This is a genomic window from Paeniglutamicibacter antarcticus (genome assembly GCF_039544305.1).
In the GTDB taxonomy this organism is placed as follows: Bacteria; Actinomycetota; Actinomycetes; order Actinomycetales; family Micrococcaceae; genus Paeniglutamicibacter; species Paeniglutamicibacter antarcticus_C.
In genome coordinates this window covers 179671-199145 of record NZ_BAABLK010000022.1, presented here as the reverse complement: position 1 = coordinate 199145, position 19475 = coordinate 179671, and the positions used below count along the sequence as shown (strand labels likewise).

Below are 19475 nucleotides of genomic sequence, written 5' to 3'. Positions count from 1 at the left end.
ATGAGTAAGTATGGACCCAACCTTCACTTCGGGGAAAATGAATAAAACCGAATGTTTTACTTCGGCTTTCCCGATGTATCCTTGGGCTCACACAACCGTTCTAAAATCCCCGGAACATCAGGTCAGAACTGGGAGTAAAAGATGCTTGAAATACGCCGCTTGCGGCTCCTGCGCGAGCTGAGTATTCGCGGCACCATCGCCGAGGTCTCCGAGGCCCTAAGCTACAGCCCTTCCTCGGTCTCGCAGCAACTCTCGCTGCTGGAAAAAGAAACAGGCGTGAAGCTGCTGCGCAAGGTCGGCCGGCGCCTGCAGCTAACCCCGCAGGCCGAGGTCTTGGTGGCCCATACGGATCAGTTGCTCGACTCCATGGAACGGGCCGAATCCGACCTGGCCTCGACCCAGCCGAGAATTGCCGGCACGGTGCGTCTTGCGGTGTTCCAGACTGCGGTTCTCTCACTGATGCCCTTGGTGCTGCGCGAACTGCGTGAGAACTATCCCCACCTGCGGGTGGAGATGGTCCAGCATGAACCAGAGAGGGCCCTGCGTGAGACGTGGGCGCGGGATTTCGACATGGTTGTTGCCGAAGAGTATCCCGGGCACGCCGCCCCGCACTACGATGCCTTGGACCGCAAGAACCTTGCCCAAGACGCCCTGAGGTTGGCCCTGCCGGCACGCGATGAGGCCACGCCGGCCGAATTCCACCACGTCACCACCCTGGAGGGCGCCGCCGGATTGCCGTGGGTCATGGAGCCCCGGGGTGCGGCCTCACGGCACTGGGCAGAGCAGGCGTGCCGCATGGCCGGTTTCGAGCCCGACGTCCGCTACGAAACCGCCGACATGCAGGCCCATGTGCGCTTGGTTGAATCGGGAAACGCCGTTGCCCTGCTGCCGGACTTGGTGTGGCCCGCACGAACCCGTGACTTGCGCTTTTTCGACCTGCCCTGGGCACCGCATCGGACCATCTTCACCGCCATGCGCCGCTCCGCCGCACAACACCCCGGGTTGATCGCCGTGCGCAAGGCCCTTCACGACCAGGCAATGGCCCTCCCTGGACCACGCGAACCCGGTGTCAAAACCGTTACCCAGATCACAAACGAGTAACAACGACGTGAAGCCAGCCACAGCTGACCGGCTTTTGCTGTCATAATCGAAGACGGTTGCGAACGAAACGCACGAGCCAAGTGGCATGCAACCGTGCCATCGGCAGCAAAAACATCCGTGGATCACACTTCCCCGGCTCGCCCCCAACCTTCATGAGGACCGATAATGTCTGAGACGACATACCAACTGATAGCCATCGCCATATATCTCGCGGCAATGTTGGCTATCGGCTACTACTCGTTCAAACGTACAAACGACATCGACGACTACATGCTCGCCGGCCGTGGACTCAAGCCAGGGGTGGCCGCCCTTTCCGCAGGTGCCTCCGACATGTCCGGCTGGCTGCTCTTGGCGCTGCCGGGCGCCATCTACCTCAACGGCCTCATGGAGGCTTGGATCGCCATTGGTCTGACCGTTGGGGCATGGCTGAACTGGAAGTTCGTGGCCCCGCGGCTGCGCTCCTACACGGCTGTGTCGCAGAACGCGATCACCATCCCCAGCTTCTTTGAGAAGCGCCTCAAGGACAACTCCCACTTCCTGCGCATTGGCGCATCAGTAATCATCCTGGCGTTCTTCACCTTCTACGTCTCCTCCGGCATGGTGGCCGCGGGCAAGTTCTTCGAGTCGTCCTTCGGCTGGAACTACTACAACGGCCTCGTCGTGGTCGCGGTTATCACCCTTGCTTACACGCTCTTCGGCGGATTCCTCGGCGCCACCCTCACCGATGTGGCGCAGGGGCTGCTGATGTTCGCCGCGCTGATCGCCGTGCCGATCGTCACGTTCATCGAGATCGGCAGCTTCAACGAGTTCTCCACCAAGATAGCGGAGATCAAGCCAGAGGCGCTGAACCTGTTCGCCAGCTTTGACGGCAACACCCACTGGTTCCTTGCCGCCGCAGCGATCTTCTCAACCGCGGCCTGGGGCCTTGGCTACTTCGGCCAACCCCACATCCTCGTGCGCTTCATGGCCCTGCGCACCCCCTCGGACGCCAAGGTCGCTCGTCGCATCGGCGTCGGCTGGATGATCCTCTCGGCCTTGGGCGCCGTCGCAACGGCACTTGTTGGCATCGTCTACTTTGCCGACAACCCGGCCAAGGACCTCGAGGACCCGGAAACCGTCTTCCTGATCCTGAGCCAGATCTTCTTCCACCCCCTCGTTGCGGGCTTCGTCCTCGCTGCGGTGCTGGCGGCGATCATGTCAACGATGTCCTCACAGCTCATCGTGTGCTCCTCCGCCTTGGTCGAGGATCTGTACAACATCGCCGGCCGGAAGCTGACACCCAAGCGCGAAGTCGCACTTGGTCGTTCGGGCGTGCTGGTGGTTGCAGTCGTCGCCGCGCTGCTGGCACTTGACCGGTCCTCCAGCATCCTGGATCTGGTCTCTTTCGCGTGGGCAGGATTCGGTGCGGCCTTCGGACCGATCGTGCTGCTGAGCCTGTACTGGCGCAAGCTCACCTCAATGGGTGCTTTCGCCGGCATGATCACCGGTGCTGCCACCGTCTTTATCTGGGGCAACATCGATATCCTGCACAATGCCATGTACGAGATCGTTCCCGGCTTCATCTTGAACCTGGTCGTCGCCGTGCTGGTGTCGCGTGCCACGTACAAGCCCAATGCGCTCATCGACGAAGAGTTCTCCGCAATGGAAGCCGAAATCGAAGAGAATGCACCTTACGTAGCTGCCAAGTAATCCGGTAATACTACGCGACGGACCCCCTCACCGTTTTCGGCGAGGGGGTCCGTTGTGTTTGACTGGTGCTTGCAAATCATCAATCGCATCTACTAAAACCCATCGAGAACAGAGGTACGGCTCCTATGAAGGAACTGTTCGATTTCAACTTCAACAGCTTTGTCACCCCGAAGATCGTCAAGATCGTCTACATCCTGATCATCATTGGTTTGGGTCTGATGTACCTGAGCTTCGTGATCGCCGCTTTCGCTTCCCGGCAGGCAATACTTGGCTTCTTCGTGCTGATCATCATCGGCCCTTTGGTCGTGCTGATCTACCTGGCCTTGGCACGCATGGGCCTGGAATCGTTGATCGCCACGATCCGCACCGCAGAGAACACCGGCCAGCTGGTTCGTCTCTCCGGCGGCAACGCCCCGGGCGATAACCCTTCGGCAGACGGCTCCTACCCGGGCGGCCCGCAGGCACCTCCGGCCAACCCGTACGGGAACTACCCACAGGCCTAAGGCCTACCGGGCCCACGCCATGAAGAAGGCGGTGGATCCGCAGGTACGCGCAAGCGTCCGGCGGATCCACCGCCTTCTTCATTTCCTCCCACCGGCGCACGGCAAAGCATCCGGCCTCGACTGTAGGCTCGTGCCATGCCTGAAGCTTCCGCACTCCCCGCGCCCGAAACCACGACCAAGCCCGAGGTCGCCGACGACTTCGTCACCCGGAGCCATCGCACGGCCTCAGGACTGCGCTACACCTCTACCACCGGCCGGATGGTGCTGCGCAAGGAAGAAGACGCGCAGGGCAAGACCAATGGCTTCAATGCCAAGGCGGAGATCTTCCTGGTCGCCTACACCGCTGACACCGCGGATGCACCAAGCACCGGGGCCGGATCCAAGTCCTGCGCCAAGAAGCCCGTCGGTGCCACCGAACCCAATCGGCGCCCTGTGGTCTTCGCCTTCAACGGCGGGCCCGGCTCGGCGAGCCTCTGGCTGCACATGGGTCTGTTGGGCCCGCGCATCGTTGATTCCGGTGACGTGGGAAACATGACCCGTGCGCCATACGCAGTGATTGACAATCCCGAGTCGCTGCTGGAACATGCCGACGTGGTGATGATCGACCCGGTGAGCACCGGGTTCTCCCGCGTGGTCCAAGGCGGCACCAGCGACGAGTTCCATTCCTTCACCGCGGACAGGGACCTGGTCGCCGAGGTCATCCGTCTCTGGGTCACCCGCAATCAGCGCTGGCTTTCGCCCAAATACCTGATCGGGGAGTCCTACGGGACCATGCGCGCGGTGGCGGTGGCCCGCCGCCTGCAGGAAGCGCACGGCATGGCCGTGAACGGGCTGGGGTTGATCTCCACTGTGCTGAACATGTCGACTCTTGATTTCGCGCCGGGCAACGACACACCTTACGCCCTGCACCTGCCCACCTATGCGGCGATTGCCCACTACCATGGGCGCCACGGCAACCGGCCGCTGGCCGAGGTGGTGCGCGACGCCGAGGACTACGCTTCGGGCGACTTCGTGGTCGCCCTGCACCTGGGAAACAGGCTCTCCAAGCGCAAGTACGATTCGGTGGTCAAGCACCTCGCCGAGCTGACGACGCTTTCCGAGGCATTCATCAGGCGCACCAACCTGCGCTGGGACTACATGGAGTTCGCCACCGAGCTGTTGCGGGATTCTGGCTTGATGGTCGGGCGGATCGACGGGCGCTTCACCGCGGTGCCTCCGCGCCTGCAGGAATCCCGCACCTGGGACGATCCCTCGCTGCGCGCCATCACCCCGCCGTACGCGGCTGCCGTCAACCACTATGTGCGCGCCGAGCTCGGCTACGAATCCGATCTGCCATACGAGGTACTCACCGGGAGGGTGCACCCGTGGAGCTATGATACCTTCGAGGGCAAGCCGATCGACGTCACCGGGGATCTGGAGCGTCTGCTCATCGACATCCCCTCACTGCGCGTGCACGTGGATTACGGTTTCCACGACGGTGCCACACCGCACTTTGCCGCCGAGTACGTCTGGGCACACCTGGATGTCCCCGCCAGTGCGCGGGCGCGCTTCACGCACCATTACTACGCCGCCGGGCACATGATGTATCTGGATCCGGTAATCCGCAACGCACAGCTAGGCGCATTGGCCGACTTCGTCACCGGTGCCTAGCCACGCCGGATTCGATGGCTAAACTGGGTTCATGGCCTGGCAACGCACGCAAACCCATTTCTTTGCACTTTCGCCCGCTTCCCTCTGGAAGGTCTTGTGCGATCCGGCGCGTTTTCCCGAATGGAACCGCGCCATCGCCGCCTTGGAACCCCGGGAGGTTCCTGCCGTCCCGGGAACAAAACTGGACCTGCTCCCCGCGGGTCAATTCCTGGGACCGATCCATGTCGCCACCGCTCCGGCAGCGGTGCTCACCCGGCTCGAGGAGCGCAACTCGATCGCTTGGCGCCAGCCGCAGCCCGGCGGGCACCTGCTGGTGCACCTGTCGTTGCGCGAGGTCAGCGGGGGTACCGAGCTGACGCAGGTCCTCACCGTCGCCGGGCCGGCATCAGCACTCTTCGCGCATTCGGCCGGCAAGCCGATCGCCGCGGACTTCGCGCGCAACTGCGCACGCCTCTACACGCTGGCCGGCGGGACCCAGAAGCGCAAACTGCGGATCGTGATCGCCGGGGGCCATGGATTCCTGGGCTCCCGTGCAGCCGCCGACCTGTTCTGCCGCGGCCACGAGGTCATCATCCTCACCCGCAAGATACGCGCGGACAGCCCGTTCACCCAGGTCCTGTGGGATGGCAAGGCCCAAGGCCCCTGGTCCACCAGCTTGTATCGCCAAGGCCACGAGACCGCGGTGCTGAACCTCGCCGGTGAACTGGTGGACCTTACGCCGAGCGAGGCCAACATCGCACTGCTGCGCGCCTCGCGCATCGATCCCACCCGTGCGCTGGTCGACGCCTCGAACGCGGCACCTTCCCCCCTGGCGATGTTCCTGCAGGGAAGCACCACGGCGGTCTTTTCCGACGCCGGCGAGCAATTGCTCACCGAGGACTCGAGCCTGCCGACCGGGGAAAACGCGTTGGCCCAGATGACCGGGGTTGCCAAGCCTTGGGAAGAGGCAGCGGCCGGTGCCAACACGAACCGGCTCAATATCCTGCGCACCTCGTTGGTCTTTGAGCAGGAAAGCCCGCTGGTGGACAGGCTTTGCCTGCTGGCCCGTGTCGGGCTGGGCGGCCCTGTTGCCGGCGGGCGCCAGTGGGTTAGCTGGATCCACCTGGCCGACTGGCTGCGCATCATCCGTGGCTGTCTGGGCTTGGAGGAAGGCCTGGCCATCCCGGACGGGACCATCAACCTGGCGGCCCCTTACCCGGTGCGCAACCGAAAGATGATGTCCATCCTGCGCGAGAAGGTGGCCCCGGGTCCACTGCGCCGATACTCGATGCCTACTCCGAGCCCGGTGCTGGCCGCCGGCGCCGCGGTACTGAGGTCCGACCCCGCGCTGGGCACCACCGGGCGGCACGTGACCTCGAGGGTGCTGGCCGATGCAGGATTCACGTTCCGCTATCCGGATTTCTCCGCCGCTCTGGGGCAGATCTTTGGTTGAGACGCCAAGGTTGCTCCACGCGATGGTGGAATCTCCCATCGGCCTGTTGCGGATCGTGGCTTCCGATCGCGGGATCACCGGGATTTACATGGAAAACCATGCCCATCCGCCAAGCCCCGAGGCTATGGGCGCACGGTTGCCATCCGTGAAGGAGGATCCGCACCTGGCCCGCTGCGCCAGCGAGCTCACCGAGTACTTCGCCGGAAGCCGGCAGTCCTTCGAAGTGGAGCTGGATGCCTCGGGCACCGAGTTCCAGAAACGGGTCTGGGAGCAGCTGACTTCCATCCCCTTCGGGCAGTCCCGCACCTACGGGCAGCTGGCACTGGCCTTGGGTGACGGGAAGCTGACCCGCGCCGTGGGCACGGCCAACGGGCGCAACCCGATCTCGATCATCGTTCCGTGCCACCGGGTCATCGGCGCCGACGGTTCGCTGACCGGTTACGCCGGCGGACTGGCCGCCAAGTTGTTCCTGCTTCGCCTCGAGGGCCTGGAACCCGCGGCGGAAGCGACTCTTTTCTAGCCGGACCCTCGTGCTTTAGGCCAGGATCAAGGTATCCAGGCTCTGGCGCAGGATGACCTTGGCTTCCTCATCGATCCTGTTTCCTGTGATCAATGCATCGACCTGGGAGAGCGGGACGATCTGGCACAGCCCCGTTACCGCCCACTTGGTGTGGTCGGCGAGGATGATCTGCCGTGCGGAGGCCCTGATGAAGGCCTGGTTGGTCTGCGCCTCAAGCATGTTCGGGGTGGTGAATCCGTCCTCGGCAGTCATCCCATGGACGCCAAGGAAGAGTAAGTCGACGTGCAACTGGTCCAGGGCCGTGAGTGCCAAGGGGCCGACCAGTGCATCGGAGATCGTGCGGATGCCACCGGTGAGAATGATGTTCTGGCTCGGGTTGGCCGCCGCGTAGAAGATCTCGGCGATTCGCGGGGAATTGGTCACCACCGTCAGGTCCTTGATGTCCGTGCATTGGGCTGCCAGCGCATACGTCGTGGTGCCCGAGTTCAACGCTATGGACATGCCGGGCTTGACCAGCTTCACCGCGGCTTGGGCAATCGCCAGCTTTTCCGCCGCTTCCAACGCCAGCTTGTGGGTGAAGCCCGGTTCGCTGCTGGTCGGCGCGGCGTCAAGCGTGGCACCACCGTGGACCTTGACCAGTGCCCCGCGGGCTGCCAGCGCGTTCAAGTCGCGTCGCACTGTCATCTCCGAGACACCCAGCTCGGAGGCCAGGGAAGTCACGCGTACCTGCTCGCGTTCGCGCAGCGCCTCGAGAATGCGCTGTTGGCGGGCACTTGCGAGCATCTCGGTCATGGCGATCCGTTCGGTTGGGCAGCGGGTTCAGAAGACCATGCTAGCGAACAAACGAACATATTTCGTCGATGGGTGTTCGACATTGAGCGAAACTCTTCGTCCTGTTGCACGACTAGCGGCTTTGGGACGCACTGGTCACTCCGTTAATCGAACGTTTTGCGGACCGGCAGGCCCGGCATCTTCCTCCCAGCGTTGCTTTCCGATAGAATATGATCGAAATTGTTTGATTTTTTTGTACCTCTCTCGAAGGAGCATCAGTGGATCAGAACCCGAGTCCGACGGAACCTGCACGCAGCAAGCTTGCCGACGGCCGTGAGCTGATTTACTTCTTTGACGACGGCCACGCACCCGCCGGATTCGTGGTGCCGGCCGACGCCCGCGAGCTTCCGCAGCGTCCGCCGACCGCGCAGCTGCGCTACGACGCACTGGCCGGGGACTGGGTTTCATTTGCCGCCCACCGCCAGGCGCGCACCCATCTTCCCTCGGCAAGCAAATGCCCGTTGTGCCCCACTCGCGCCGACATGGCCAGCGAGATCCCTGCCGACACCTACGATGTCGTGGTCTTTGAAAACAGGTTCCCCTCCTTCGGTCCCGAACAGCACGAAGTGCACGGGTCCGCCGAACTCGGAGCAGTTCGACCGGCCCACGGCCGTTGCGAAGTCATCGCGTTCGGCCCAGGCCACACCGATTCCCTTGCTTCGCTTGGGGAACGCCGCATCCGCACGGTGATCGACGCCTGGGCCCAGCGAACAGCCGAACTCGGCGCGCTGGACGGCATTGAGCAGGTTTTCGCCTTCGAGAACCGCGGCGCCGAGATCGGGGTGACCCTGCACCACCCCCACGGTCAGATCTACGCCTACCCGTATACCACCCCTAAAACCGAGAACCACCTAGCCCGGGCCGCAGAACACAAGGCGCGCACCGGGAAGAACCTGATGTCGCAGATCCTGGACTTCGAGGTGGCCGACGGCCGGCGCATCATCGAACGCGGCAAGCATTTCACCACGTTCGTCCCCTTTGCCTCTCACATGCCCATCGAGGTTCATCTGGTTCCGCACCGCCAACTGGCAGACCTGAGCGAACTTTGTGGCGAAGAACGCGACGAACTCGCGGGAATGTACCACCGGTTGTTGCGCACCGTCGATGGCTTGTACGACTCCCCCACCCCCTACATCGCTGGCTGGTTCCAAGCCCCGCGGAACCACCCGCACCGTGACGAGGCATGGCTGCACCTGCAGCTGACCTCGCCGCGGCGCGCCGAAAGCAAGCTCAAGTACCTGGCCGGCTCCGAGGCGGCGATGGGCGCCTTCATTGGCGACGTCACCCCGGAGGCTGCCGCCGCCGGCCTGCGTGATTCGGCGGCCCGGCTTCAGATCCTCACCGACGCCACGTGAAAGACGATGCAATGAGTGCCCTGCCCGATGCCTTCACCGCACTCTACGGCACCATCCCGGACGCATGTTTTGCAGCTCCCGGACGAGTGAACCTCATTGGGGAGCACACGGACTACAACCAGGGATTCGTATTGCCCTTCGCGATCGACAGGGTCGCGGGCATCGCGTTGAGGATCCGGCCCGCGGACTCCGTGCGGCTGCTGCGCGTGGCCTCCACCCAGGGAGGGCCCGTCGTCGAGGCGGAACTCGAGAGCCTGCTTCCCGCGGCCGTTGAGCCATGGGCACGCTACGTCGCCGGTGTCTTCTGGGCCTTGGCACGACGTGGATTCACTCTGCCCGGAGCCGATATCCTGCTGGATTCAACGGTGCCGATCGGGGCGGGTCTCTCGTCTTCCGCGGCCATTGAATGTGCTGTGGCTCTGGGCTTGAACGAGCAGCTGGATCTGGGCCTCTCCCGCGAGGATCTGGTGTTGGTCTGTCAGCAGGCAGAGAACGACTTCGTCGGAGCGCCCACCGGGATGCTCGACCAGTCCGCCTCGCTGCTGAGCACACCCGAACACGCGTTGTTCCTCGATTGCCGCACCCGCGAAGCCCAGCAAGTGGCCCTGCCCCTGGCCTCCACCGGACTGCAGGTCCTGGTCATCGACACCAGGGTCAGCCATGCCCACGATTCGGGCGGGTACAAGGAACTGGTACGGGCCTGCACCCAGGGAGCACGTGAACTTGGTGTTCCGGCGCTGCGCGACGTGTCGGTCGGGCGTCTGGACGAGGCCAAGGAAATCCTGGCCCCGAAGATCTTCCGCCGGGTCAAGCACATTGTCACCGAGAACCAACGGGTGCTCGACACCGTTGGGCTTCTGTCCACCGACGGCCCTGGCGCCATCGGCGCCCTCCTGAACGCAAGCCATGCCTCCATGCGTGATGACTTCGGCATCTCCTGCGCGGAACTGGACCTTGCGGTCGATACCGCCATCTCCGCAGGCGCGCTCGGGGCCCGGATGACCGGCGGCGGCTTCGGAGGTTCGGCAATCGCCCTGCTCGAGGCCTCGCAAGCCGACGGGATCCGCACGGCTCTGCACGAGGCTTTTGCCGCGGCCGGATACATCACCCCGGAAATCTTCTCCGTCGCCCCTGGCCCAGGTGCGCGGCGCCTCTAACTAGCACGGCAACGAGGACGGGAGCTTGACCGGGGTCTTCACAATTGCTCCCTTCACGTCGGAGCCGCGACAGGTCTTCACCCCGCGCTTGGCGAGGTTTGCCTTGAGCGCGCCCGACTCGAAGCCCTGCCACTGCATGTGCATCGGTACGGTGTCCCCCGGCTTGGCTGCCGACGCCCTCTAGACGGTGATGGCCTTGGACTTCACGCTCCAGTCCATGGTGTCCGGTGACCACGTCCAGATGGCCATGCCGACCCTGTCGTATCCACACCGCACACCGGCATCGATCGCCCCATAGGGTGGCCTGGAGAAGTTGGTGTGCACGCCGCGGTTCAGGGTCCGCAGGTCCCTATGGCTGACCGAGTGGTTGATGACCCATTGGCCCTTGGCGCGCGCCGATCCCGCCAGGTCCATGCCGTAACGCGATTCGAAGGATGAGATGCAGTTGCCCGTGGGAGCCAGGACCAGACCCATGTCGTTGCCGGCGGCATAATTGATGGCCGCGGTGAACGAGCCCAGGGTGCGGGGACAATCGTCGAAGGTCAGCACCACCCGTGAAATTCTGTTGGGCCCCGTGGGCGCCGGGGCGAACGAACCGGTGGTGACATATTTATTGTTGATCCACCCCGTGCGCCCGCTGTAGCTGAGCTTGTACCACCCCGAGGAAGACCGGGAAATGACTATCACAGCTGTGCCCTTGGGAATGGGCGCCAGAATCTTGTACGCCGTGCGCGGACCGCTGCGCATGTTCAGGCTCGCCGTCGTCTTCACCTTTGACGGCAAGGCGGTTGCGGACCTCACCGATACGGAGGCCGCCGGTGGGCGTGCGGGCATCTGGGACAAGTTGGCAGCCACGGTGGGAACCGAGGTGAGCAGCAGTGCTGCAGATACGAGAATCGCAGAGATTCCCCGCAAGAGATTACGTTGTTCCCCATGCCGCAGCATCGATATTCACCTTCTGGTTCAGTTCCCCAAGAACATCCTTAGCGACAGAATGGGGGCCGCTGGACGACCACTCAATCTCGGTTTCAATTCGTATCCGAATCGTGCCCATCACGGTGCATTTGACAGCCCCTGGATATCGATCAAGCTCCGGGCCCTACCATCGATTTTTCAGCCAATCCGCGTAACATGGAGATTAGACGACCCTTGGGTTCTCGGCCCAGGGCATTCGTTCAGTGCAGGAATGAGGTATCCCATGGATCGTGTTGCCATTGTTTATTACCAGCGCGACACGCTTGCCAAGCTGCGCGCCACCGAGCTCGCCGAGAAGCTGTTCGCGTATGAAATACGTGGTGAGCTCCTCCAAGTCACGAGCTCCTCTGCCCATGAACTGATCTATTTCGACGCCATGGTCCTGGTTGGCCCACTGCGTTTTTCCCGTATGCACGGGTTGGCATTGGTCCGGGCCGTTTTTGGTTTTCGCCCGGTGGCGCTGCTGCTGACCGGAACCGGTGACACCAATCGGATCCTACGTCGGTTGTCCAAGTCCATGCGGGATGAGGTCCCGGTTTTCATCGCAGGAGCCAACGACCTGCACCACACCGGACTCACCCCGCTGGTCACGTGGATGCGCGCCATGATCGGCTACTCCGGATACCGGCCCGTGGGCCGCCTGAGCTGACGCCAACGATCCGGAAATACGCGAAAGGCCCCAAACAGGATGTTTGGGGCCTTTGGTCTTCGGTGGAGGTAAGGGGATTCGAACCCCTGACCTTCTGCATGCCATGCAGACGCGCTACCAACTGCGCCATACCCCCGAAAAGGATTGATTTCTAGCTTTCCCGAAGGGCTGCCGAACCGAGATAACAATCTACAGCACCATGGAGCACAAACGCCAATCGGAGCCGCACATCGTTTTTTCGGCCTCCCGCGCAGCCCCAGCGTCAGCGCACAATACGGTTCCAGTCACCCGCGGGAAGCACCCAACCATCTCTTGGATTATCCCTGATTGCGCGGTACAAGACCGGATCGGGCACCTCGTTCCACCGGTACGGCTATTTCGCGCTATCGCCGGCCAGGCGCTTGGCGCGGATTCCCGTAGCAATGGCCAGCAACAGCCCAAGAAGGGCTAGTCCGGCACCCAAAAAGGCAGGAGCGCGGTAGCCCAGGCCCGCAGTGATGACAGCGGCTCCAAGGGCCGCTCCCAGCGCGTTGGCGACGTTCAATGCCGAGTGGTTGAGGGAAGCTGCCAAGGACTGTGCATGCGGAGCGGAGTCCATGAGCAGGGCTTGAAGCGCCGGAACCAGCAGCGACCCGGTGCATCCCAGGATGAATACGAGGATAAGGGTCGGCGCAATATGGGTGGCGACCAGACCGAAGAGTGCCATGAAAAGAACCATGGCCGAGGTGGCGATATAGATGGCACCCATCACCGACCAATCCGCGAGCCTGCCTCCAATCAGTGAGCCAACAACCATGCCGATCCCGTAGAGTCCCAGCACCAGAGGTACCGCCCTGATCGACAGCCCGGTGACGTCGGTGAGGATCGGGCTGATATAGGAATACACGGCAAAGAAGCCGCCGAAACCGATGATGCCGGTGAGCATGGCCATCCACACTTGACCACTGCGCAAAGCCGAAAGCTCGTTACGGATGCTCGCACCCTCGACCGCCGGCGCCATGGGCACGAAGATCCGAATGGCAACCCATGTCAAGGCACCCACCAGGCCCACGACGGCAAACATCCAGCGCCAGCCGAAACTCTGACCCAGGAACGTCACCACAGGGACGCCAAGCACGTTGGCAACCGACAACCCCAGCATCACCCATGCGATGGCACGTCCGCGCATCGATGCCGGAACCAAGGTGCCAGCCAAGATGGCGGCAATGCCGAAATACGCTCCGTGGGGCAATCCGGAAAGGAACCGGGAGACGAGCATCCATTCGTAGTTCGCGGCGAAGATCGAGCTGAGGTTGGCCAGGGTAAAGAATGCCATGAGCCACAGCACCATGGTCTTGCGCGAAACCTTGGCACCCAAGGCGGTGAGGATCGGTGCCCCCACCACTACGCCCAGTGCGTATGCAGAGATCAGCAAACCCATCTGTGCGTTGGTGACATCCAGGTCGGCTGCTCCTTCTTGGAGCAGGCCCATGATGGCGAATTCCGTGGTGCCGATGCCGAACCCACCCATGGCCAAGGCAACTACGGCCAGTAGCAGTGCCTTGCCGGATAGCTGAGTGGAGCGGGCCGGAACATGGTGTCCATGGGCAATGGCGGCAGATTTCACGGGTCCCTTTTCGAAGGCTCGGCAAGCAGATGGCAGTGCGGCCCATGGGTGGGAGTTGCCGCAGCAGCCTCCAGCCTACGTGGCCAAGGTAACCGCCGGTAACGACAGTGAGCATCCCCACGACCCGCTCAACGCCGAGAGGTGGCCTCTCGCCGCTGACCGGAACAATCCTGCCGGGCTACAGCTCCATCAAGTCGTTGCTCGTGTCCTCAAGCTCGGCCACGGTGATCGTTTTGCCGACCATGCTGCGCAGGTGGTCGTTGACGTCCCAGATGTTCACGTTCATGGCCGCCGAGATGACTCCCTTGCGCAGCCAGAAGATGATGAATTCGCCCTTCTCCATGTTTCCGCGTACCACTGCTTCGTCATTGGCACCGCGGTCCCCGACGTATTCCATGCCCAGGTCGAACTGGTCGGTGAAGAAATACGGCAGCCAGTCGTAGGATTCCTCGCGTCCCAAGATGGTGGCCGCAGCGAGCTTGCCCTGGCGGATGGCGTTGTCCCAATGCTCGACGCGCATGGTGCGGTCCAACGTGGTGTTGTACGCCTCGGCAATATCACCAATGGCCAGGATGCTCTTGTCACTGCTGCGCAGGTGCTCGTCCGTCACGACTCCGCTGCCCACTTCAAGCCCGGCAGCGACGGCGAGCTCATTGTTGGGCACCGCCCCAATGGCCAGCAATACCGCATCCGCGGCGATGGCTCCGGTCGCGGTCTGAACCATCAGGCCCTTGTTCGGGTCGGAGGCGATCCCTGTGACCCCCGTGCCGAAGTGGCACCTGACGCCGTTGGCAATATGTAGCTGCGCGACGTGTGAGCCAAAGTCCTTACCCATGACGGTGGCAAGCGGTACCTCGTCGGGGGTCAGGACAGTGACCTCGACTCCGGCGTTGCGCGCCGAGGCCCCGACCTCCATCCCGATCCACCCGGCACCGATGATGACCAGGTGCCGTCCGGAAACCAGTTGTTCCTTGATCGCCTTGGCATCCTCCAGCGACCTCAGCGTGTGGACGCCGGGCAGGTCCCATCCAGTCATGTTCGAGTCCCTGCCGCCCACCCGCGAACGGCACCCTGTGGCGATCACGAGGTTCTCGTAACCCACACTCGACTTATCGGAAAGCGTTACGGTCTTGGCCTCGGGGTCGATGGATTCGGCAGTGATACCCAAGCGTAAATCGACATCGGTCTTTGAGTACCAGCTGGCTGGAAAGGGTTCCAGGTCCTGGGCGGGCTTGCTGCCCTGAAGGAATTCCTTGGACAGCGGTGGACGTTCATACGGGATTTGGTTTTCGGAGGCAATGAGCGTCACGGGCTTGGTATAGCCGCCCTCACGCAACTCGTGGACACAGTGGGCAGCGGCAAGCCCGCCGCCGATGACCACCGTCCCCAGGTCCTTGCCTGCATCCGACGGTGTCGATGACGTTTCGCTCATGGTTTCTTCTCCTGCCAAGATAGGGCCGTCCCGGGTTTCGGGTGTTGCACGAAACTGGTGGTGACCGTGAACAATCTTGATTTCAGAATCTCACTTTGCTTGCCAAGAGTCGAGAGGTCCAAGGCGGTCGATGGGAGCGAACCGGAGATCTCCAAGGCTCCTGATGGATATGGCGTCCAAGAAGTCTGGGCAAAATCACAGCTTGTATCCACGCGCTCCATGGACCAATGTGCGATTCTTGGTAACGATGTCTGCCTATTCCTCCCGGTCACCGGGCACCAAGCCCAAGAGGCGCCGCCTCACGCACGCTCAGCGCTTCCTGCGTTTCTTGGTGTTTCTCGGTTCATTGGGCACCGCTCTTTTGATCGCGTTCCACAACCGCATCCCCGACGTCGCAGGCATTGGATTGGTGCTGGACAATGCTGCGCCTTGGTTGGGCCTGGCCGTGCCTGCCTTGCTACTGCTGGCAGTGGCGTCGCGTAGCCGCACCTCGTTGGCGTTCCTGTTGGTTCCGGCTTTCACATGGCTTTTCGCGTTCACGCCATCGATCGTTCCGTTGGCATGGACGGCACCTGATCAGAGCGCCCAAACCCTCACCTTCGCCAGCCAGAACATCAAGGCTGGAACGGGTGGAGCGGAAGATTCCGCGCTTGCGCTCTCGGCACACCAAAGCGACGTCATTGCCCTTCAAGAGCTCGATGCCGGCAGCGCCCAACGAGTCACCGATGCCTTGGCTACCATGTACCCCCATCATTTCGTGGTGGGCACTGTTGGTGTTTGGAGCAAATACCCACTAAGGGATTCACGTTCGCTGGATCTGGGTTTGGGCTGGAAGCGGGCACTATCGACGCGGGTGGCCACCGGCCACGGGGATATCCGCCTCTATGCCATCCATGCAGCTTCGGCCCGCCCCAACGACCATGTCGATCGCGACGAGATGCTGAATCAATTGGCCACCGTGGTACGGGCCGATCCACACGAGAATATCGTTGCCATCGGGGACTTCAATGCAACGAGCACCGATCGGGCATTCGAGGGGATCTCTGCGGTCCTTGACGAGCCGAACCAGGACGAGGGGCTCTTTGGTTTTACCTGGCCGCAGAAGCCCTTCCCCATGATGCGCCTAGACCATGTGCTGGTACGCGGATTGGGCGTCGTTTCAAATACCGATCTTCCCGCGGGGCGCAGTGACCATTTGGCCATCAAGACGACGGTGAATCTACCTGGGCAATAGTCCGCGACGCCAATGACGGGACGGGTTCAGTCGCTCAAGCCGGTGACCCGCATGGTGATGTTGATTCGTCCGGCCCCAAGCCCGCAATCTGCAGGGGCCGTTCCGGGCATTACCTTGGTGACACCATGGAACGCCAGGCGCGCCGGACCCCCAAAAACAAACAGGTCCCCCGAGGCCAACGCGATGTCCTCGTAGGGTTTGTTCCTGTTGCTGGTGTTGCCGAAGCGGAAGCTGCAGGTGTCCCCGATGGAGATCGAAACCACCGGGTCAACCGATCGTTCGTCGCGGTCCTGGTGCATGCCCATCTTCGATTGGGCCCCGTAGTAGTTCACTAAGGCGGTATCCGGGGTGTATCCCTCGGCCATTGCCCTGTCACCAGTGGCGGCGAACAAAGCCTTGCGTCCGAGGCGCACCATCCAGTCGGGAAAGTCCAGGACCCTGTTGCCGTTTACATCCACGGCTTCGCGCGAGTATGCGTAGGGTCGCCAGTGCCAGCCTAGGCAGACTGTTTGGACGGACATTTCATGCGTGCCGATCATTGCGGCCCGCGGCGGCACCGGGCCCCGCCCCCAGTCGCGGAACCGTGCCACGATCCAACGTTGCTCCTCGACGCCGAGCCAGTCCGGAACCCAGTAGGCTCCCGGTGCCAGCTCACGTCGAGGCCGTTCGAGGAAGCTCTCCGCAAAGAGTGTGCTCACGTTGGGTTCCTTTCGGCTCGGTCAGTTGCGGAGGCGGGGAGCCCTTGGGCCTCAGCCGGCGTTTTTTGTGTGTGGGTATTCCGCGTTCCTGCCCTGGAATTCGAGGATCGCCGGATTCTGGATCACTCCGTCCTGGATCTCAATGGCCCGCGCGATCGTCTCATTTTCTTTCCATGCAGCCGGTCCATCCAGCACCACATCGAGGAACGGCAGAATGGCATCGCTGATTTCCCAGCTGGCGGAGTTCCATAAATACGACGGTGTGTGGTCGACAGCGTAGTAGTTGATGTTCTTGCCGACGATAAACATGGGATCGGCAAAGGTTGTCGGCTTGGCCCATTCGAATCCCATGCCTTCGTCGCAGGAGACATCGACGATGAGGCTTCCCGGGGTGAAAGCCACCAGGTCTGCCGTACGCAAATACATCAAGGGCGCATTGGGATCCTGCAAGGTGCAGTTGACCACGATGTCGCTTTCGGCCAGGAACGGGGCCAACGGCACGCGTCCCTCGTCAGTAATGACCTCGCTCAGGTTCGGTCCGTCATCATGGTCGAATTGCGCCATTTGCACCGAGTGGATCGGGGAGGCAACGGCCGCAACCGACCGGCTGGTAAGCACCCGGACGTCATGGATGCCGTGGCCGTGCAACGCGGTAACTGCACCTCGGGCTGTGGCCCCGAACCCAATGACCGTTGCGCTGAGCCTGCGCCCGTAATCACCGGTGGAGCCACAAAGCTGCAAGGCATGGATCACCGATGCGTATCCGGCGAGTTCGTTGTTCTTGTGGAAGACGTGAAGCCCAAAGCTGCCGTCGGTGCCCCAGTGGTTCATGGCTTCAAAGGCTATGAGAGTGAGCTTCTTGTCGACTGCTAGTTGCGTGATCGCCGCGTCCTGGACGCAGTGCGGCCAGCCCCAAAGCGTCTGGCCTTCGCGCATTTCCTCAAGGTTGGCGACCTGCGGCTTGGGCAGAAGGACGATGTCGGCTTCCGCCAGGATTTCACTTCTCGAAGCAATCCTCCCGACGAATGGCGCCAACGCCTCGTCATCCATGCCTACCGGTATCCCGTAGCCGGTTTCAATCATGATGCGGTCGCGAAAGGACTCGTCGATTCGTTCGAAGTGCGCTGGGTGGATCGGCAAACGCCGTTCAGCCACCTTGTGTGACGTCGCAATGACACCCAATGTAAGTTTCTTAGCAACGGCCATGCTTCATGTCCTTTTCCTGTTTGGGGAGGGTCAACGTGACCCACTCCATAAGGCTCACCGTACACTGAACACCTTCTTTTTAGACTCGGGAAGACGAAGCTGAAGCCTCCTGTGTCGCCTGAGCATTCGGGCCTCTACGAGCGCATGGGCACCCAGTCCTGGGGCTTGCGCTTGCGCACATCCTCGAGAGTGATCTCCGCGTTCCTGATCAACCACGACACGTAGAGTTCACGTCGTCGATTCATGGTTTCACCGGCTTTGAGCATGAACGGACACATGGAAACCAAGCTCGCCGACAGCGCCAAGACAACCGCTATGAACTCAGGATCCACCGCTTTCGGGGCCACCATCGCCCCCGACACGAAAATGGCCACCGCCGCTGCATAGAGCGCAATGGCGGTTCCGCGGTTCACGTGTGCAGATCGGCCGAGGTTGTATGCGTACCATTTCGCGGGCGCGGCTTTGCCTCGACGGTCCAAATGCAGCCGAACGGCACCAATCATCCAACACGAAACCATGATGGCAAGTGAAATAGCCACTGGCACAATCCAGGTTTCGTATCCGAATCCCAAGGCCCAGGTACTCAGGAGCAACGAGCCCAGGCCACAGGCGGGCAGTGGTCCCAGCAGAATCAGCGCCCAGGATCGTGCCCGCATCCCGGCATAGCCAAAAGCCTGCAGTTCAAAGGCCAGGGGTGTGCTGTCGATGACGATGGGTCCGGGCATCACTTCACGAACCACGCGGGTCTTGCCAACAGGTGCCCCACCTCGCTTGGCGAGGTGGGCGGCTTAGAGCTCGTCACGGTGAATGCGCAGGTATCGACCATGCATCAAACTGAAACATGCGATGAGAACCGCTACCCACATGGCCGCCAGAATGCTCGCCGTATGCCTGCTCCCCGGACCCCACGTGATCGCGATCGCCGCAACTGTGTAGATGCCGGCAAGAACCAGGACCGTGCGGCTGGTTTTGTGGTCTTTTCGAATGGAGTCGTCGGCAAGGGCGAAAGCAACCGAAGGCCGGACCGGTTTCAGCATCGAAAGCGCCGCCGCCATCAGGGAGCCTGCCATAACGACAATGCCAACGTCGGTCAACAAAGCCGCACCGTTGGATCTTGTGTTTGCGAGCCATTGCATGACCAGTGCAACGCCGGAAGCACCATAAAGGGCGAAGCCGAAAACAAGGATATGCATGAGGCGGATTCGGCGTTCCACGTACCCCAACGCCATATGCTGGAATTCGTTGGCGTCGGGAACCACCGGGTCCTCGATCGTGGCGTCGTATCGATCTTGCATCTGGCCTGGCCGGCCTCCATCCATGGTGCTTGCATCTATCCTTTGCGTGGTCAACGTCCAACTCGCCAAGTAAACGCTACACGCGGTTTACCTCTCGCATAGTTCATGCGCCGTTCGGCACGGTGTTGGGCAATTCCTTGGA

The 19475-nt window shown here is 62.1% G+C and carries 18 protein-coding genes and 1 tRNA gene; 10 read left to right on the top strand and 9 right to left on the bottom strand.

The annotated features are described in order from the left end of the window. The first annotated feature begins 141 nt into the window (after positions 1-141). The 6 genes from ABEA12_RS05955 to ABEA12_RS05930 all read left to right on the top strand — a co-directional run bounded on the left by ABEA12_RS05955 (position 142) and on the right by ABEA12_RS05930 (position 6895). Positions 142-1101, top strand: a complete 960-nt coding sequence (locus tag ABEA12_RS05955) for a LysR family transcriptional regulator (RefSeq protein WP_210099691.1) — start codon at positions 142-144, stop codon at positions 1099-1101. A 165-nt stretch (positions 1102-1266) separates the two neighbouring features. Then, on the top strand, positions 1267-2790 hold the full coding sequence (gene putP / locus ABEA12_RS05950; RefSeq protein ID WP_210099690.1) for a sodium/proline symporter PutP: 1524 nt from the start codon (positions 1267-1269) through the stop codon (positions 2788-2790). A 125-nt stretch (positions 2791-2915) separates the two neighbouring features. Continuing rightward, positions 2916-3293 carry a DUF4282 domain-containing protein gene (locus tag ABEA12_RS05945; protein ID WP_210099689.1) on the top strand — a complete coding sequence of 126 codons (378 nt, stop codon included), beginning with the start codon at positions 2916-2918 and terminating at the stop codon, positions 3291-3293. Between the two features lie 135 nt (positions 3294-3428). Then, complete coding sequence (locus ABEA12_RS05940) at positions 3429-4943, top strand: S10 family peptidase (RefSeq protein WP_210099688.1); 1515 nt, start codon at positions 3429-3431, stop codon at positions 4941-4943. A 31-nt stretch (positions 4944-4974) separates the two neighbouring features. Further along, positions 4975-6375: a DUF1731 domain-containing protein gene (locus tag ABEA12_RS05935; protein ID WP_210099687.1), complete on the top strand. Its 1401-nt coding sequence runs from the start codon at positions 4975-4977 to the stop codon at positions 6373-6375. A gap of 22 nt (positions 6376-6397) precedes the next feature. Beyond that, positions 6398-6895, top strand: a complete 498-nt coding sequence (locus ABEA12_RS05930) for a methylated-DNA--[protein]-cysteine S-methyltransferase (protein WP_345466955.1) — start codon at positions 6398-6400, stop codon at positions 6893-6895. Between the two features lie 15 nt (positions 6896-6910). Here the strand turns inward: ABEA12_RS05930 and ABEA12_RS05925 are convergent, their stop codons facing one another. Then, entirely contained in the window at positions 6911-7687 is a 777-nt protein-coding gene (locus ABEA12_RS05925) for a DeoR/GlpR family DNA-binding transcription regulator (RefSeq protein ID WP_210099685.1), read from the bottom strand. Between the two features lie 257 nt (positions 7688-7944). On the opposite strand from ABEA12_RS05925, the gene galT reads away from it, so the two are divergent. Continuing rightward, positions 7945-9081 (top strand): galactose-1-phosphate uridylyltransferase, encoded by a 1137-nt coding sequence (gene galT / locus ABEA12_RS05920; RefSeq protein WP_210099684.1) that lies wholly within the window; start codon positions 7945-7947, stop codon positions 9079-9081. Positions 9082-9092: 11 nt separating this feature from the next. Continuing rightward, positions 9093-10238: a galactokinase gene (gene galK / locus ABEA12_RS05915; protein WP_210099683.1), complete on the top strand. Its 1146-nt coding sequence runs from the start codon at positions 9093-9095 to the stop codon at positions 10236-10238. 180 nt (positions 10239-10418) lie between these two features. On the opposite strand, the gene ABEA12_RS05910 is transcribed toward galK, so the two are convergent. Continuing rightward, entirely contained in the window at positions 10419-11183 is a 765-nt protein-coding gene (locus ABEA12_RS05910) for an SH3 domain-containing protein (protein WP_210099682.1), read from the bottom strand. Between the two features lie 253 nt (positions 11184-11436). Here ABEA12_RS05910 and ABEA12_RS05905 point away from each other — a divergent pair, with 253 nt between their 5' ends. Next, the gene (locus ABEA12_RS05905; RefSeq protein WP_210099681.1) at positions 11437-11862 is read left to right on the top strand and encodes a hypothetical protein; all 426 of its coding nucleotides are present in this window, start codon (positions 11437-11439) and stop codon (positions 11860-11862) included. 63 nt (positions 11863-11925) lie between these two features. Here ABEA12_RS05905 and ABEA12_RS05900 read toward each other — a convergent pair. The 3 genes from ABEA12_RS05900 to ABEA12_RS05890 all read right to left on the bottom strand — a co-directional run bounded on the left by ABEA12_RS05900 (position 11926) and on the right by ABEA12_RS05890 (position 14900). After that, positions 11926-11998: transfer RNA gene (locus ABEA12_RS05900), tRNA-Ala, on the bottom strand. Positions 11999-12235: 237 nt separating this feature from the next. Further along, the gene (locus ABEA12_RS05895; protein ID WP_345467109.1) at positions 12236-13372 is read right to left on the bottom strand and encodes an MFS transporter; all 1137 of its coding nucleotides are present in this window, start codon (positions 13370-13372) and stop codon (positions 12236-12238) included. A gap of 274 nt (positions 13373-13646) precedes the next feature. Beyond that, complete coding sequence (locus ABEA12_RS05890; RefSeq protein WP_210099680.1) at positions 13647-14900, bottom strand: NAD(P)/FAD-dependent oxidoreductase; 1254 nt, start codon at positions 14898-14900, stop codon at positions 13647-13649. A gap of 247 nt (positions 14901-15147) precedes the next feature. Between ABEA12_RS05890 and ABEA12_RS05885 the strand changes: the two genes are divergently transcribed. Continuing rightward, positions 15148-16134: an endonuclease/exonuclease/phosphatase family protein gene (locus ABEA12_RS05885; RefSeq protein WP_210099679.1), complete on the top strand. Its 987-nt coding sequence runs from the start codon at positions 15148-15150 to the stop codon at positions 16132-16134. 26 nt (positions 16135-16160) lie between these two features. Here ABEA12_RS05885 and ABEA12_RS05880 read toward each other — a convergent pair whose 3' ends face one another. The 4 genes from ABEA12_RS05880 to ABEA12_RS05865 form a co-directional block, all read right to left on the bottom strand. Then, a complete protein-coding gene (locus ABEA12_RS05880) occupies positions 16161-16832 on the bottom strand; it encodes an alpha-ketoglutarate-dependent dioxygenase AlkB family protein (protein WP_210099678.1) in 672 nt (223 codons plus the stop codon). A 51-nt stretch (positions 16833-16883) separates the two neighbouring features. Further along, positions 16884-18038 carry a N(5)-(carboxyethyl)ornithine synthase gene (locus ABEA12_RS05875; protein ID WP_210099677.1) on the bottom strand — a complete coding sequence of 385 codons (1155 nt, stop codon included), beginning with the start codon at positions 18036-18038 and terminating at the stop codon, positions 16884-16886. 134 nt (positions 18039-18172) lie between these two features. Next, positions 18173-18778: a hypothetical protein gene (locus ABEA12_RS05870; protein WP_345466944.1), complete on the bottom strand. Its 606-nt coding sequence runs from the start codon at positions 18776-18778 to the stop codon at positions 18173-18175. A 48-nt stretch (positions 18779-18826) separates the two neighbouring features. Then, on the bottom strand, positions 18827-19333 hold the full coding sequence (locus ABEA12_RS05865) for a hypothetical protein (protein ID WP_210099675.1): 507 nt from the start codon (positions 19331-19333) through the stop codon (positions 18827-18829). Between the last annotated feature and the right edge of the window lie 142 nt (positions 19334-19475).